5 protein-coding genes are annotated in these 17,026 nt (G+C 68.3%); 4 read left to right on the forward strand and 1 reads right to left on the reverse strand.

Translation table 11 applies throughout. The annotated features are described in order from the left end of the window. Positions 1-153: 153 nt before the first annotated feature. From P0Y43_RS05730 to P0Y43_RS05740, 3 genes are all read left to right on the forward strand, one after another. A complete protein-coding gene (locus tag P0Y43_RS05730) occupies positions 154-14,121 on the forward strand; it encodes an autotransporter-associated beta strand repeat-containing protein (RefSeq protein ID WP_275636338.1) in 13,968 nt (4,655 codons plus the stop codon). A gap of 162 nt (positions 14,122-14,283) precedes the next feature. Beyond that, positions 14,284-14,847, forward strand: a complete 564-nt coding sequence (locus P0Y43_RS05735; RefSeq protein ID WP_275636339.1) for a GNAT family N-acetyltransferase — start codon at positions 14,284-14,286, stop codon at positions 14,845-14,847. 51 nt (positions 14,848-14,898) lie between these two features. Beyond that, positions 14,899-15,438 (forward strand): hypothetical protein, encoded by a 540-nt coding sequence (locus P0Y43_RS05740; RefSeq protein WP_275636340.1) that lies wholly within the window; start codon positions 14,899-14,901, stop codon positions 15,436-15,438. A 63-nt stretch (positions 15,439-15,501) separates the two neighbouring features. On the opposite strand, the gene P0Y43_RS05745 is transcribed toward P0Y43_RS05740, so the two are convergent. Continuing rightward, on the reverse strand, positions 15,502-15,975 hold the full coding sequence (locus P0Y43_RS05745) for a DMT family transporter (RefSeq protein WP_275636341.1): 474 nt from the start codon (positions 15,973-15,975) through the stop codon (positions 15,502-15,504). An 89-nt stretch (positions 15,976-16,064) separates the two neighbouring features. On the opposite strand from P0Y43_RS05745, the gene P0Y43_RS05750 reads away from it, so the two are divergent. After that, a complete protein-coding gene (locus P0Y43_RS05750) occupies positions 16,065-16,982 on the forward strand; it encodes a LysR family transcriptional regulator (protein WP_275636342.1) in 918 nt (305 codons plus the stop codon). The last annotated feature ends 44 nt before the right edge of the window (positions 16,983-17,026 follow it).

Raw genomic sequence — 17,026 nt, forward strand, 5'->3', positions numbered from 1 at the left:
GAACCCCCGGCCAGACTGGCGCCCAGCGGCTACACATTTCCTCAATGGAAAATCTGTAGTCGCCAAGGTCAGGCCGTTCGATCACAGCGTGTGGTGGTTTCCCGCGTCGCGCGCATTCAAGGACGAATTGCCTGATCCACGAAGGAGCTATCCGTGGACAGAAGCGTCGCCTCCGTTTTGCCAACCCGTCTTTCCCACCTTTCGCTGGCCGTCAGCCTCGCCGTCGGCGCCATGGCCTTCGGCCTGTCGAGTGAACAGGCACTCGCGGCCTGCACCACGGCCGGCTCCGTCGTCACCTGCAACGGTGCGGCCAACCCGCTGGCGCCGAGCTTCACCAGTGTCGCGAACAACCTGGCGGTCACCGTCAACCCTGGCGCAACGGTCGGCGTGCTGCTTGGCGTGGGGGGCACCGCGATGACCCTGACGGGCAACAATGTCAACCTCACCAACAACGGCAGGGTCGACCCTTCCCTGTTGGGGGCGATCAGCCTGCTGAGTACCGGTACCCGAATCGGTAACACCAACAACAGCAACGTCGTCATCACCAACAACGCGAGCGGTATCTTCAATGGCACCGGCGGGCTGCTGGGCGTCAACTTGGGCAACCTCAATGGCATGGCGCTGGATGTGACCAACGGCGCGGGGGGCACCACCACCATCACCAACGACGGCACCATTGGCTCGGCCTCGATCACTTTGGGCGTGCTGACCGAAGACACACCGGTCGTCGCGGTCAGTGGTGGCGGGACGGTGAATATGAGCAACGCCGGCACCATCACCGGCCGTTTGGCCTTCCAGGCCTCTGCGAGTGGCAACACCTTCACCAACAGCGGCACCCTCAACGGCAGCCTGTCGATGGGCGCGGGGTCGACCAACCGCTTCAACGCCGTGACTGGCGGCAGCGTCAACAAAGGCGCCGGTCTCGGCGTGCAACTACTGGTTCTCAGCAACCCGAACCTGGGCTTCGCCGCCGCCGGCACGGTGGATGGCGGTTTGGGCGGCGACAACACCCTCGCGCTGCGCAACCCCGGCAACAGTGGCAGCACAGGCACAGGTACCATCAACTCCGGCACCTACGTCAACTTCAACCGCCTGATCGTCGACAGCGGCACCTGGAGCCTGGTCGGCCAGGTGCTCAACGGCGCCACCCAGACCACCCTCAACGGCGGCGTGCTCAACTTCGACAACGCCAGCGCGTTCGGCAGCGGCGGTATCACCGTCAACGGCGGGAGCCTGCTGGGCAGTGTCGGTGGGCTGAGCCTGGCCAATACCCTGACCCTCAACGGCGGCCTGAGTGTCGGCGGTGCCAACGACCTGGCCCTCAATGGCGTGGTCTCGGGCGTCGGCGGGTTGACCAAGACCGGCGCCGGCCTGCTCACCCTCGGTGCCAGCAATACCTACAGCGGCGGTACTACCTTGGATGCTGGCGGCCTCAACCTGACCAGCGCCGCGGCACTCGGCAGCGGTGGGCTCACCGTCAGCGGCGCGGGCAGCCTGCAAGGCAGCGTGCCACTGGTGCTGAACAACGCTGTCGCGCTGAATGCGGCGCTGACCCTGCCCGGCAGCAACGCCCTGACCCTCGGTGGCGTGCTCAGCGGCACGGGCTCCTTGGTCAAGAGCGGCACCAGCAACCTGACCCTCAGCGGCGCCAATACCTTCACCGGTGGCACCAGTCTCGGTGGCGGCACGCTCACCCTCGGCAACAGCGCCGCTCTTGGCAGCGGTGCGCTGACCCTGACCGGCAGCGGCGTGCTGGACACCACGGCGGCGATGACGCTGGCCAACGCGGTCAACCTCGGTGCCAACGCACTGACCCTGACCGGCAACAACGCCCTTACGCTGGGCGGCGTGATCGCCGGTGCGGGCGGCAGCCTGGTCAAGAACGGCGCCGCCGACCTGACCCTGAACGGCACCAACACCTTCAGCGGCGGCACCACGCTCAACGCCGGCAAGCTCACCGTCGGCGCCGATGCCGCGCTCGGCACCGGCGCACTGACCCTGGGTGGCAATGCCAGCCTGGACGCCAGCGCCGCGGTCAGCCTGGGCAATGCCATCAGCCTTGGCGCCAACACCCTCAACCTGCTGGGCACCAGCGCCACCACCTTGGGCGGTGTGATCAGCGGCACCGGCGCACTGGTCAAGAGCGGCGCCGCCGACCTGACGCTCAACGGCAACAACACCTTCAGCGGCGGCCTGACGCTCAACACCGGCAAGCTTACCGTCGGCCACAACAATGCCCTTGGCGGCGGCGCGCTGACCTTGGGCGGCAACGCCAGCCTCGACGCCAGCACCGGGGTCAACCTGGGCAACGCCATCAACCTGGGCGCCAATACCCTCAACCTGCTGGGCACCAGCGCCACCACCCTGGGTGGGGTGATCAGCGGCACCGGCGCGTTGGTCAAGAACGGCGCCGCCGGCCTGACCCTCAACGGCGCCAACACCTTCAGCGGCGGCACCACCCTCAACGCCGGCGTGCTCACCGTGGGCAACAACGACGCCCTGGGCAGCGGCGCCCTGAGCCTGGGCGGCAACGCCAGCCTCGACGCGGGCGTGGCCGTCAACCTGGGCAATGCCATCAACCTGGCGGGCAACACCCTGAGCGTGGTGGGCAGCAACGCCACCACCCTGGGTGGGGTAATCAGCGGTACCGGTGCGCTGGTCAAGAACGGCACCAGCAACCTTACCCTCAGCGGCGCCAACACCTTCAGCGGCGGCCTGACCCTCAACGCCGGCACCCTGACCCTGGCCAGCGCCGCAGCGCTCGGCACGGGCGCGCTCAATGTTGGCGGCGCGGCCACCTTGGCCAACAGCGCGGCGATGACCCTGAACAACGGCGTCAACCTCGGCGCCAACCTGACCCTGGCCGGCGCCAATAACCTGACCCTGGCCGGCAACCTCAGCGGCACCGGTGGCCTGATCAAGAACGGCGCCGGCACCCTGACCCTGAGCGGCAGCAACACCCATAGCGGCACCACCGCGCTCAACGCCGGCACCCTGATGCTCGGCAGCGCCACCGCCCTGGGCACCGGCGCCCTCAGCGCTGGTGCCAACACCACCCTGGACACCTCGGTGGCGGGGCTGAACTTGGGCAACGCGCTTAACCTGGTCGGCAACTTCAACCTCGCGGGCAGCAACGACCTGACCTTGGGGGGCGTCATCGCAGGCGCCGGTGGCTTGACCAAGAACGGCAGCGCCACCCTGACCCTCAACGGTGCCAACACGCAGCTCGGCGCCACCAACCTCAACGCCGGGCGTATCGTGGTCGGCAGCAACACCGCCCTGGGCACGGGGGCGCTGAACACCGCCGCCAACACCCACTTGGACGCCAGCACCGCGGTCAACCTCGGCAACACCGTCAACCTGACGGGCGCCCTGACCATCGACGGCACCGCCAACCTCGGCCTCGGCGGCCTGATCAGCGGTGCCGGCAGCCTGGTCAAGAACGGCGCCGCGACCCTGACGTTGTCCGGCCCCAACGTCTACCTCTTCGGCACCACCCTCAATGCCGGTGGCCTGGTGCTGGGCAATAGCGCTGCCCTGGGCGTCGGCAAGCTGACCGTGGCGGGCGCAGGCAGCCTGGATGCCTCGACTGCGCTGACCGTCGGCAACGCCGTCACCCTGGACGCCGACCTCACCCTGGTCGGCAGCAACGACCTCAACCTCACCGGCCTGATCGACGGCACCGGCCGGCTGATCAAGAACGGCGCCAGCACGCTGACCCTCGGCGGCCTGAACACCTATGCCGGTGGCACGCTGCTCAACGGTGGCACCCTGGTGCTCGGCAATGGCAGCGCCATCGGCACCGGCGACCTCACTGTCGGTGGCGCCGCGAGCCTGGACAGCAGCACCCCGCTGAGCCTGGGCAACAACATTGGCCTGAACGCCGACCTCACCCTCAGCGGCAGCACCGCGCTGACCCTTGACGGTGTGGTCAGCGGGGCAGGGCAGCTGATCAAGAACGGCAACGCCACCGTGACCTTGAATGGGGTCAACACCTATGCCGGCGGCACCACGCTCAACGCCGGTGGCCTGGTCATAGGCAATGGCAGCGCACTGGGCAGCGGCACCCTGACCGTGGCCGGCGCCGCCAGCCTGAACAACAGCGCGATCACCAGCCTGGGCAACGACATCGCGTTGAACGCCAACTTGACCTTGGGTGGCGGCAACGACCTGACCTTGGGCGGCATCATCAGCGGCACTGGAGGCTTGATCAAGAACGGCTTGGCCGACCTTACCCTGACCGGCAACAACACCTTCAGTGGCGCCGTCGACCTGCTTGGCGGCAGCCTGACCACCGTTGGCAGTGGTGCATTGGGCAACGCTTCGTCGGTGAACGTCGGCGCTGGCGCCAGCCTCAACCTTGGCGCCAGCACCAGCATTGGCGGCCTGAGCGGCGCGGGCGCCGTGAACGTCGCTGGCGGCAGCGACCTGACCGTCGGTGGCAACAACCTCAATGGTGTGTTCAGCGGTGTGCTGGCCGGTTCCGGTGGGCTGATCAAGAACGGCAGCGGCAGCTTGGAGCTGTCGGGCATCAACGTGCTCGGCGGCAATACCACGGTCAATGCCGGCCTGCTCAACGTCACCGGCTCGCTGGCCAGCGCCAACGTACAGATCAACAGCGGCGCCAGCCTCGGTGGCACCGGCAACCTGCTGGGCGCGGTCGACATCGCCAACGGCGCGCACCTGCTGGCCAGCAGCGGTGCGACCCTCAACACCGGTGCGCTGACCCTGCACAGTGGCTCGATCCTCGACTTCAGCCTCGGCTCGCCCTCCACCGGCGGCACAGCGCTGGTCAGCGTCAACGGCAACCTGACCCTCGATGGCACCCTCAACGTTACCGATCTCGGTGGTTTCGGCACCGGTGTCTATCGGCTGTTCAACTACACGGGCGCGCTGGTCGACAACGGCCTGCTGTTCGGTACGTTGCCCGGCAGCGTATTGCCAGGCGATGTCCAGGTGCAGACCTCCATCGGCTCGCAGATCAACCTGCTGGTGGGGGGCGCGACCGGCACCGTGCAGTTCTGGGACGGTGCGCAGAGCGTGCCCAATGGCGCCATCGACGGCGGCACGGGCACCTGGAACGGCAGCAACACCAACTGGACCGACATCAACGGCGTGGTCAACAACACCTGGGCCGGTGACTTCGCAGTCTTCCAAGGCACGGCCGGGGACGTCACCGTGGTCGGCACCCAGGCCGCCACGGGCCTGCAGTTCGTCACCAATGGCTATCGCTTGATCGGCGCTGGCGGCCTGAACCTGGTCAATGGCAGCAACGGTGCCTTCGCCGTGCGTGTCGATCCGGGCGTTACCGCGACGATCAACGTCGGCCTGTCCGGCACCGGCCAGCTGGCCAAGCTCGACACCGGCACCTTGGTGCTCAATGGCGCCAACAGCTACACAGGTGGCACCCTGTTCAACGGCGGCACCCTGGTGGTGGGCAGCAACACTGCGCTGGGCAGCGGCGCGGTCAGCGCCGCTGCGGGCACCACCCTGGACAGCAACACCGCCGTCACCCTCGGCAACGCCCTGGCGTTGAGCGGCGCCCTGACCATCGGTGGCAGCGCCGACCTTGGCTTGTCTGGCGTGGTCTCGGGCGCCGGCAGCCTGGTCAAGAACGGCGCGGCCAACCTGACGCTGGGCAACGCCAACACCTACAGCGGCGGCACTACGCTCGCCGCCGGCACCCTGACCGTGGGCAACGACCAGGCCCTCGGCGCGGGCGGACTGAGCGTCAGCGGTGCTTCCAGCCTCGCCGCCACCGGCAATGTGGCACTGAACAACACCGTTGCCCTGAACGCCAACCTGACCGTGCCGGGCGCCGACAACCTCACCCTCAACGGCGCTCTGAGTGGCACCGGCGGGCTGATCAAGACCGGCAGCGGCGTACTCACCCTGAACGGCAGCAACAACTACCAGGGCATTACCAGCCTCAACGGCGGCACCCTGGTGGTCGGCAGCAATACCGCCTTGGGCACTGGCGCGCTGAACGCCGCGGCTGGCACCACCCTGAGCGCGGGCACCAACGTGACCCTGGGCAACGCCCTCAACCTGACGGGCAACCTGACCCTCGCCGGCGCGCAGAACCTGGCGCTGGGTGGCACCATCAATGGTGTGGGTGGCCTGACCAAGACCGGCACCGGCACCCTGACGCTGAGTGGCACCAACGGTTACCTGGGCAATACCAGCCTCAACGCTGGCACCCTGGTGCTGGGCAGCAACTCGGCGCTTGGCCTCGGCGCGCTGAACGCCGCTGCCGGCACCACGCTGGACACCAGCACCGCCGTCACCCTCGGCAACTCGGTCAACCTGGCGGGCAACGTGACCGTCACAGGCAGCAACGACCTCAGCCTGGCCGGCCTGGTCAATGGCGCGGGCGGCCTGACCAAGAACGGCGCCGGCAACCTCACCCTCGGCGGCGCCAACGGCATGCTCGGTGGCGTGGCCCTCAACGCCGGCACCCTGACCCTGGGCAACAACCTGGCCCTGGGCCTCGGCAACCTGACCGTCGGCGGCGCGGCCAACCTGGCCACCACTGGCGCGCTGACCCTGGCCAACCAGGTCGTGCTCAACGATACCCTGACCCTGCCCGGCAATAACGACCTGGCGTTGAACGGCGTAATCAGCGGCACCGGTGGCCTGAGCAAGACCGGCACCGGCAACCTGACACTGGGCGCGGCCAACACCTACCAGGGCACCACGGTCCTGGGTGCTGGCACGCTGACCCTGGGCAACGACAGCGCGCTGGGCGCTGGCAACCTCTCGGTGACCGGCAACAGCACCCTGGCCACCACCGGCGCCCTGCAAGTGGCCAACGCCATCGGCCTGGGCACCGGCGTCGCCCTGGGCATCAACAACGCCCAGGCCCTGACCCTCAACGGTGTCATCAGCGGCGCTGGCAGCCTGAACAAGAACGGCAGCGGCCAACTGGTGCTCAACGCTGCCAACAACTACACCGGCGGCACCGCGCTGCAGGCCGGCAGCCTGCTGCTGGGCAACGCCAGCGCCCTGGGCAGTGGTGCCCTGAACGTCACCGGCGCCGCTGGCCTCGACGCCAGCCTGGCCGTGGCGCTGGTCAACGCGATCAACCTGAGCGGTGGCAACCTCACCCTCGGCGGTAGCCAGGCCATCACCCTCAACGGCGTGGTTTCCGGCACCAACGGCCTGGTGAAGAACGGCGCCGCCACCCTGACCCTCAACGGCAGCAACACCTACAGCGGCGGCACCACGCTCAACGCCGGCACGCTGGTCGTCGGCAGCAATACCGCGCTTGGCACCGGCGACCTGACCACCGGCGCCAACACCTCCCTCGATGCCAGCGCCAGCACTGCACTGGCCAACAATGTGCACTTGGGGGGCACGCTCAACCTGCCCGGCAGCGCCGACCTGACCCTCAACGGCGTGCTCGACGGCGTCGGCGGCCTGAACAAGGCCGGTGCCAGCACCCTGACCCTCAATGGCGCCAACAACTACCTGGGTGGCACCACCCTGGGCGCCGGGCAACTGGTGGTCGGTAACGACAACGCGCTGGGGCAGGGCGCCCTGACCGTCGCCGGGGCCTCGACCCTGAGCAGCGGCGCAGCCAGCACCACCCTGGCCAATAACGTCACCCTCAACGCCGGCCTCACGGTGGCGGGCGCCAACGACCTGACCCTCAACGGCGTCATCAACGGCACCGGTGGGCTGGTCAAGAATGGCAGCGGCAACCTTACCCTCAACGGCAACAACGGCTATCAAGGCGGTACTGAACTCAATGCCGGGCGCCTGACCGTCGGCAGCAGCGGCGCCCTGGGCACCGGCACCCTCGCTGTCACCGCCGACGCCACCCTGGCCAACAGCTCAGCGATGGCGCTGGGCAACACCATCGCCCTGAGCAACGGCGCCAACCTGACCGTCGACGCCGGCAACGCCCTGATCTTCAGTGGCGACCTGGGCGGCACCGGCAACCTGGTCAAGACCGGTGTCGACGACCTGACCCTGGTCGGCGTCAAGACCTTCACCGGCAACGTCGACATCCAGGCCGGTTCGCTCACCACCCTGGGCTCCGGCGTACTGGCCAACGTCGACACGCTCAACGTCGGCGCCAGTGGCCAGCTGAACCTCAATGGCAACGCCAGCCTCGGCAGCCTGACCGGCAGCGGCATTGTCGATATCGGCGTCGGCAGCGTCCTGAGCCTGGGCGGCAACAACCTCAGCACCACCTTCGCCGGCGACCTCAATGGTTTGGGCGGGCTGACCAAGGTGGGCAGCGGCACCCTGACCCTGACCGGCACCAGCAACCTGGCCGACAACACGCAAGTCAACGCTGGCACCTTGAAAGTCGATGGCACCCTGGGCAGCAACCTGCTGACCGTCGCCAGCGGTGCGACGCTTACCGGCAGCGGCACCGCCAACGCCGCGGTGGTGATCGACAACGGCGGCCACCTGGCAGGCCAGAGCGGCGCCACCCTGGGCCTCGGCTCGCTGGTGCTGGGCAGTGGCGCGATCGTCGACGTCGGCCTTGGCGCACCGTCCACTGGCGGCACCGCGCTGTTCAACGTCGGCGGCAACCTGACCCTCGACGGGACCCTCAACGTCAGCAACATCGGTGGTTTCGGCAACGGCGTGTACCGCATCTTCGACTACGCCGGCGCCCTCACCGACAACGGCCTGGACTTCGGCAGCCTGCCGATCGGCGTTGGCCTGGGCGATGTGAGCCTGCAGACCGCACTGGCCAACCAGGTCAACCTGCTGGTGAGCGGCTCCAACCTGAACATCCAGTTCTGGGACGGCAGCCAGACCGTGGGCGACGGCCAAATCAATGGTGGCAGCGGCACCTGGAACGCCGCCAACACCAACTGGACCGACCTCAACGGCACCACCAACAGCGCCTGGGGCAACACCTTCGCCGTGTTCCAGAGCACCCCTGGCGACGTCACGGTCGAGGGCAGCCAGGCCGTCAGTGGCCTGCAGTTCGTCGTCGGTGGCTATCGCCTGCTGGCCGGGGCGGCTGGTGCGTTGAACCTGGTCAATGGCAGCGGCGGCGATACCAGCGTGCGGGTCGACCCAGGCGCCACCGCCACCCTCGATGTCGGCCTGACCGGCGTCGGCAAACTGAACAAGCTCGACAGCGGCACCCTGGTGCTCAACGGCAACAACAGCTACAGCGGCGGCACGGCCTTGAGTGGCGGCACGATTATCGTGGGCAGCAACACCGCCCTCGGCACGGGCGGGTTGGCGACCGCCGCCGGCACCACCCTGGACAGCAACGCCGCGGTCAGCCTGAACAACACCGTCACCCTGGCCGGCCCGCTGAACATCGCCGGCAGCAACGACCTGGCGCTGACCGGCAACCTCGGCGGTGCCGGTGGCCTGGTGAAGGCCGGTAACGCACGCCTGCTGCTGGCCGGCAACAACACCTTCGCTGGCAATACCGCACTCAATGCCGGCACCTTGGCGGTCGGCTCCAACACCGCCCTGGGCACCGGCAGCCTGAACGCCGCCGCCGGCACCAGCCTGGACAGCACCCAGGCGGTGAACCTGGGCAACAACGTCAACCTGGCCGGCAACCTCAACGTGCTGGGCAGCAACGACCTGAGCCTCGGCGGCACCGTCGCCGGTGCCGGCCGCTTGATCAAGAGCGGCGCCGCACGCCTGGCCCTGAACGGCGCCAACACCTACAGCGGTGGCACCGAGCTGCAGGCTGGCACCCTGGTGCTGGGCAACAACGCCGCGCTCGGCACCGGCGGCCTGGACGTCACCGGCAACGCCAGCCTCGACACCAGCAGCGCGGTCACGCTGGCCAACGCGGTCAACGTCACCGGCACCCTCAACGTGCTCGGCAGCAACGACCTGCAACTGGGCGGTGTGCTCAGCGGCAACGGCACGCTGAACAAGAGCGGCCTGGCCGACCTGACCCTGTCGGGCAACAACACCTTCAGCGGCATCCTCAACGTCCTCGCGGGCAACCTCAGCACCATCGGCACCACCGCCCTGGGCACCCAGAGCGCGCTGAACGTGAGCACTGGCGCGACCCTGAACCTGGATGGCAACACCACCCTGGGCAGCATCGGCGGCACGGGCGCGATCCAGATCGCCACGGGCAACAGCCTGAACGTCGAAGGCGGGGTATTCGATGGCGTCATCAGCGGCACCGGCACCCTGAACAAGCTCGGCACGGCCAGCCTCGCGCTCAATGGCGCCAACAGCCATACCGGCAACGCCAACGTGCAGGCCGGTAGCCTGCGGGTCAACGGCAGCTTGGCCAGCACTACCGTGAACGTCGCCAGTGGCGCCACCCTGGGCGGTACCGGCAGCCTCGGCGGCAGCGTCAACGTCGCCAGTGGCGGTGCCCTGGCGGCCAGCAGCGGCAGCACGCTGAGCGTCGGCAACCTGGTGCTGGGCAACGGCTCCAGCTTCAACGCCGCGCTCGGTGCGGCCTCCAGTGGCGGCACGGCGTTGGTCGACGTGGCCGGCAACCTGACCCTCGGCGGCACCCTCAACGTCACCGACATCGGCGGCTTCGGCGCCGGGGTCTATCGGCTGTTCGCCTACGGCGGTTCCCTCACCAACAACGGCCTGGCCCTGGGCAGCGCACCGGTGCCGACCACCGACCTGACCGTGCAGACCGCGGTCGCCAACCAGGTCAACCTGGTGGTCGGCGGCGCCAACAACCTGCTGTTCTGGGACGGCAGCCAGACCGTCGCCAACGGCGTGATCGACGGTGGCAGCGGCACCTGGAATGCCACCAACACCAACTGGACCGACGCCAACGGCGTGCTCAACAGCACCTGGAACGACACCTTCGCGGTGTTCCAGGGGGCGGCGGGCACTGTCACGGTGAACGGCAGCCACAGCATCACCGGCCTGCAGTTCAGCACCGACGGCTACGTGCTCGATGCCGGCACTGGCGGCGAACTGCTCGGCAACGGCGCCACCAACCTGCGCGTCGACAGCGGCGTGACCGCCACCCTCAACGTCGCCCTCAATGGCAGCGGCAGCGTCACCAAGCACGACGCGGGCACCCTGGTGCTCAACGCCGCCAACGGCTACAGCGGTGGCACCCAGCTCAACGGTGGCACCCTGGTGGTCGGCAACGACAGCGCCCTGGGCAGCGGCACGCTGACCGCCGAGGCGGGCACCACCCTGGACAGCAATACCGCTGTCACCCTGGCCAACAATGCCGTGCTCAACGGCGCCCTGGCCATCGGCGGCAGCAACGCCTTGACCCTGAACGGCAACGTCAGCGGCGCGGGCGGGCTGGTCAAGAACGGTGCGGGCCTGCTGACCCTCAATGGCAGCAACAACTACACCGGCGGCACGCAGATCAACGCTGGTAGCGTGGTCGGCAACAGCGCCAGCCTGCAGGGCAACATCCTCAACAACGCCGCGCTGACCTTCGCCCAGAGCGCCAACGGCACCTACGCCGGCAACCTCAGCGGTACTGGCAGCCTGACCAAGGACGGCGCCGGCGAGCTGCTGCTGACCGGCAACAATGGCCTGACCGGCACCACCTCGGTGAACGCTGGCAGCCTGCTGGTCAATGGCCGTCTCGACAGCGCCCTGGTGCAGGTGGCCACTGGCGCCCGCCTGGGTGGCAGCGGCACCCTCGCAGGTACGGTGCAGGTGCAGAACGGCGCCACCCTGGCGGCAGGGCAAAGCAGCACGCCATTGACCGTGGGCAGCTTGAGCCTCTCCTCGGGCAGCGCCCTGGACTTCAGCCTCGGCGCCCCGGCGGCCTCCACCACCGTGGTGCGGGTCAATGGTGACCTGGTGCTCGACGGCACCCTCAACATCACCGATGCCGGCGGCTTCGGCACCGGCGTGTACCAGCTGTTCAGCTACGGCGGCCTGCTCACCAACAATGGCCTGCTGTTCGGCGCCATCCCAGGCAGCGTGGCCCTCGGCGACCTGAGCCTGCAGACCGCCATTGCCAACCAGATCAACCTGGTGGTGCAGAACGCCGGCGAGCAACTGCAGTTCTGGAATGGCGGCAAGACCAACCCCGACGGCAGCATCGGCGGCGGCAGCGGCACCTGGGGGCCGGGCACCAACTGGACCAACGCCGGCGGTACCTCTGGCGAGAACTGGGGTGCCCAGTACGCGGTGTTCGGTGGCCAGCCCGGCACCGTCACCGTGGTCGGCAACCAGTCGTTCACCGGCATGCAGTTCCTCAGCAACGGCTACCAGGTGGTGGCGGGGGCCGGTGGCAGCTTGAGCCCGGTCAACGCCCCCGACGGCAGCCTGGCCGCGGTGCGTGTCAACGCCGGGGCCACCACGCTGATCAGCGCGCCGCTGGTGGGCAGCGGCGGCATCGAGAAGCTCGACGCCGGCACCCTGGTGCTCAGTGGCGCCAACACCTACAGCGGCGGCACCACCGTCAGCGGCGGCACCTTGGTGGGCAACACCACCAGCCTGCAAGGCGCCATCGCCAACAACGCGAACCTGGTGATCCAGCAAGACGCCAATGGCACCTTCAACGGCACCCTCAGCGGCACTGGCACCACCACCAAGACCGGCGTTGGCAGCCTGCTGCTGACGGGCAACCAGCCGTTCAGTGGCGCCTTCAACGTCAATCAGGGCGTGCTTCAGGTGGGCAACGCCGCCAACCCCGGCACCAACCTCGGTGCCCAGGTGACCGTCGGCAACACCGCCGCACTGACCGGCAATGGCACCGTCGCCGGGCTAACCAACCATGGCACCGTGCTTCCAGGGCCCGCAGGCAACCTGAACGTCTCGGGCAATTTCACCAACGCGGCCGATGGCACCCTGAGCATCGACCTGGGCACTGCCCCGGTGAATTACCTGAACGTCGGCGGCACCGCCAACCTCGGTGGCACCCTGCAGGTGCTGAGCGTGGGCGACGGCAATGGCCAGTACACCGTGGTCAACGCCGCGGGCGGGGTCAATGGCACCTTCGCCGGCAGCAACCTGACCAACTCGGCCTTCCTCAACAGCGCGCTGAGCTACAGCGCCAACCAGGCGACCCTGTCGGTCAGCCGCAATGGCACCTCGTTCGCCGATGTCGCCGCCTCCGGCAACCAACGTGGCGTGGCCACCGCCCTGGAAAGCGCTGGCGCGCCGCAGGCCCTGCGCAGCAACATCCTGCTGCTCGACAGCCAGGGGGCCCAGGCCGCGTTCGACAGCCTGTCCGGTGAAATCCATGCCAGCACCGCCACTGTGCTGATCGAGGATTCGCGCTACCTGCGCGAAGCGGTCAACGACCGCATGCGCCAGGCCGACTGCACCCGTGACAACGACCCACGGCGCACCCTCGCGCCCACGGCCAACCAGCAACTCACCAGCGAAGGCTGCCAAGGACAGGCCGTGGGCTGGATCCGAGCGCTCGGCGGCTGGGGTGATTACGACGGCAACAGCAACCACGCCAGTGTCGACCGCGACCTGTCGGGCTTCATGCTCGGCGTCGACCGCGCCCTCGACGATGCCTGGAAGGTCGGTGTCGCCGCCGGCTACACCCGCACCAGCCTGGATGCGCACCGTCGCCAGTCGGACGCCACGGTCGACAGCTACCACCTGGCCACCTACCTGAGCTACCAGATGGACGCCTTCGCCGCACGCTTGGGCGCCGGCTACAGCTGGCATGACATCGACACCAAGCGCGATGTCCAGGTCGGCGCCTATGACGACCGCCTGAAGGCCAAGTACAAGGCGCGCAGTGCCCAGGTGTTCGGTGAGGTGGGCTACGCCATCGATGCCGGTGGCATTGCGGTGGAACCGTTCGCCGGGCTGGCCTACGTCAACTACGACAGCGACAGTGCCCGCGAGAAGGGCGGGGCAGGGCGCCTGAAAGGCAGCGTCGACCAGGACGTGACCTTCTCCACCCTGGGCGTGCGCGCCGGCAAGCGCATCGAACTGGCCAACGGCAGTGCGGTCACTCCACGGCTTTCGGTAGGCTGGCGGCATGCCTTCGGCGACACCAAGCCGGACGCCGACCTGCGCTTCATCGAAGGCGGCGCCGGGTTCAGCACCACGGGTGTGCCAATCGCCAAGGACGCGGCGGTGGTCGAGGCGGGTGTGGACCTGGCGGTCGGTGCCAGCGGCAAGCTGGGGCTGGGGTACTCTGGGCAACTGTCCAGCGAGAACCGCGACCATGGCGTGGTACTGAGTTTCAGCATGGGCTTCTGAGTGCGGTGACCCCCATCGCGGGGCAAGCCCGCTCAGGTACTGCACCGTTCTCGGGGACGGTGGGGTGCCTGGAGCGGGCTTGCCCGTGATGGGGTCGGCACAGACACCGCCTTCGCCTGACGCTAGACTGTCATCTTTCCCACCCCCGGAAAGGAGCCTGGCGTGACCCACCCCCGCAGTTTCCCCAGCGACCTGAGCCTCGACAGCCCCCGTCTGCAACTGCGCCCCATGCGCCATGGGGATGCCGCGCAATGGCTGGCGATCATGGCCGACCCGGAGGTCATGCGCTACTGGTACCACGCCCCCTGGCAGGGCCTGGCCGAGGCCGAAAGCGCCCTGGCGGCCGACCGCGAGGCCTACGCCAGTGGGCAATTGCTCAAGCTGGGCATGTACCGGCGCGACAACGGCGAGCTGATCGGCATGGTCCAGTTGTTCAACATCGACGACGAGTCGCGCCGTGGCGAGATCGGCTACTGCCTGGCCCGCGCCGTGCAGGGCCGGGGCTACATGGACGAGGCCCTGACCTGCTTCATCGACTACCTGGCCCATACCCTGCACATGCGCCGCCTGGAAGCGGAGATCGACCCGCGCAACGGCGGCTCGGCACGCACCCTCGAGCGCCAGGGTTTCGTCCTTGAGGGGACCTTGCGCGCGCGTTGGTGCGTGGCGGGCGAGCTGTCCGACTCGGGGCTCTACGGGCTGTTGCTGGAACCGCCTGTCGCCTGAGGCGCGGGTGCGGTATGGTCGGGGTTTCGCCCGACCCGATGGAGCCTGCGGTTGCCAGCCTACTACCTCACCTTCAGCCTGCTGCTGTACCTGCTCGCCTTGGCCTTCGACGGTGCCCTGATGGGCGCGGGCCGGCACATGCCGGCCTTGCAGATGCTGCTCTATGGGCCCTGGGGCGTGGCCTTCGGTTTGCACCAGTGGTTCGCCAACCCCCTGCTGGCACTGGCGATCCTCGCGCATCGGCGTTTCCGTCGCCTGGCCCTGGCGCTGGGCTTGCTGGCGCTGTACCTGGCGGCCAGCAGCTTCGCCATCGAACGATTGCCCGACAACATCAGCTATGCCTTCCAGGACGTCACCGGGTTTGGCGCCGGGTTCTACCTGTGGCTGGCGGCGATGGGGGTGTTCTGCGCCGGGCAGGCCTGGTGGTGCTGGAAGGCGCGGCGGGCCGACGACATGCCGGGCTGGGGCTGGCTGGACGTGGCGTTGATCGCCGCGCTGGCGCTGGCCCTGTATGCGGGCACGCAGATGCCGTCGCTGCGTTTCGAAGTGGACAAGATGCTGATGCCGCCGGCGCCCTCCCAGGCCCTGTGACGGCTGGCGCGCGCGCCCTTGTAGGCGCAGGCTTGCCCCGCGTTAGGGCCGGCCCTGCCATGCCTACCGCCTAGTCCCCCACTGCACCACCAGCATCCCCAGCACGATCATCCCCACCCCCACCACTCGCGGCACGTTCACTGGCCGTGCCGGCAGGCCCATCAACCCCCATTGGTCGATCAGCAGCGACGACAGCACCTGCCCGGCGATCACGCAGACGATGAACCCCGCCGCCCCCAACCGCGGTGTCAGCACCAGCGCCGCGGTGATGTACGCCACCCCCGCGACCCCGCCAAGCCAGGCCCACCACGGTGCATGCGCAAGGCCATGCAACTGCGGCGCAGGTGCGCGCATCAGCAACAACGCCGGCACCAGCATCAGCAGGCTGACCACCAGCGACACACCCGCCGCCCACAGCGGATGCCCGAGCAAGCGCCCGAGCGCGGCGTTGCTGCCCGCCTGAAAAGGCACGACCGCGCCAGCCAGCAAGGCGACGAACAAGGGTATGAGGCTGGCGAAAGAGGACATGTGAGGCATGTGGATACTCCAATGAAGACACTGGCGTCAGTCTGGTATATCCATTTCAATGATGGAAATTCGTACTTGGCACAGTCAGTATTCGAACCATGGATGATTTGCGTCGAATTGACCTCAACCTGCTGCTCACCCTGCACGCCCTGCTTACCGAGCAGCACGTTTCCCGCGCGGCCCTGCGCCTGCATCGCAGTCAGCCAGCGGTCAGCCATGCCCTGGCGCAACTGCGCGAGCTGTTCGCCGACCCGCTGCTGGTGCGCCGGGGCGGTCGTCTGCACCTCAGCCCTCGCGCCCAGGCCCTGCGTGAGCCCTTGCAGCAGGCGCTGCAGCAGCTCGACGGCCTGCTCGGCAGCCCCGGTTTCGAGGCGGGCAGGGCGCGCCGCGCCTTTCGCCTGGCGATGTCCGACTATGGCGCGCGGGTGGTGTTGCCGGGTTTGATGCGTCAACTGCGCGCGGAGGCTCCCGGTATCGACCTGATCGTCTCCCAGGGCAGTCGCGAGGCCATGCTTGGGCAGTTGATCGACGGCGAGGTGGATCTCGCCCTCGGCGTGTTTCCCGAGTTGCCGACCGAGGTGCAGGCCCAGGTGCTGTTCGAGGAATCCTTCGTCTGCCTCGCCGACCGCCAGCACTTGCCCGCTCGCGGGGGCCTGGACCTCACCCAGTGGCTGGCGCGTCCCCATGTGCTGGTGGCCGTGCGCCCGGGCATCGACAACGAGATCGACCTGGCCCTGCAAGCGTTGGGCGTGCGTCGACGCATCGCCCTGACCCTGCCGCACTGGGGCGTGGCCGAGGCTGTACTGCCCGGCACCGACCTAGTGCTGACCGTGGCCCGCCGCAGCCTTGTCGAGCGGCGCCCAGGTGCTTCGTTGCGCACTTTCGCAGCGCCCTTGGCGATTGCCCCGTTCGCCTTTACCCAGGCATGGCATTCTCGACGCGAAGGCGACGCCGGGCACCGCTGGTTGCGTGAGCGGATAAAAGCCTTGTGCGTGGAGGAAACCGAAATGGGGTAGGGCGTGTCTGATGTTGCCCTGCTACGCTGGCAGGCCAATCAACC

This window comes from Pseudomonas entomophila (assembly GCF_029193575.1).
In the GTDB taxonomy this organism is placed as follows: Bacteria; Pseudomonadota; Gammaproteobacteria; order Pseudomonadales; family Pseudomonadaceae; genus Aquipseudomonas; species Aquipseudomonas entomophila_G.

What these genes read in the sequence shown, in the direction of transcription:
- P0Y43_RS05745 (WP_275636341.1), bottom strand. Translation starts at nt 15,975, where the DNA reads ATGCCTCACATGTCCTCTTTCGCCAGCCTCATACCCTTGTTCGTCGCC.
- P0Y43_RS05750 (WP_275636342.1), top strand. Translation starts at nt 16,065, where the DNA reads ATGGATGATTTGCGTCGAATTGACCTCAACCTGCTGCTCACCCTGCAC.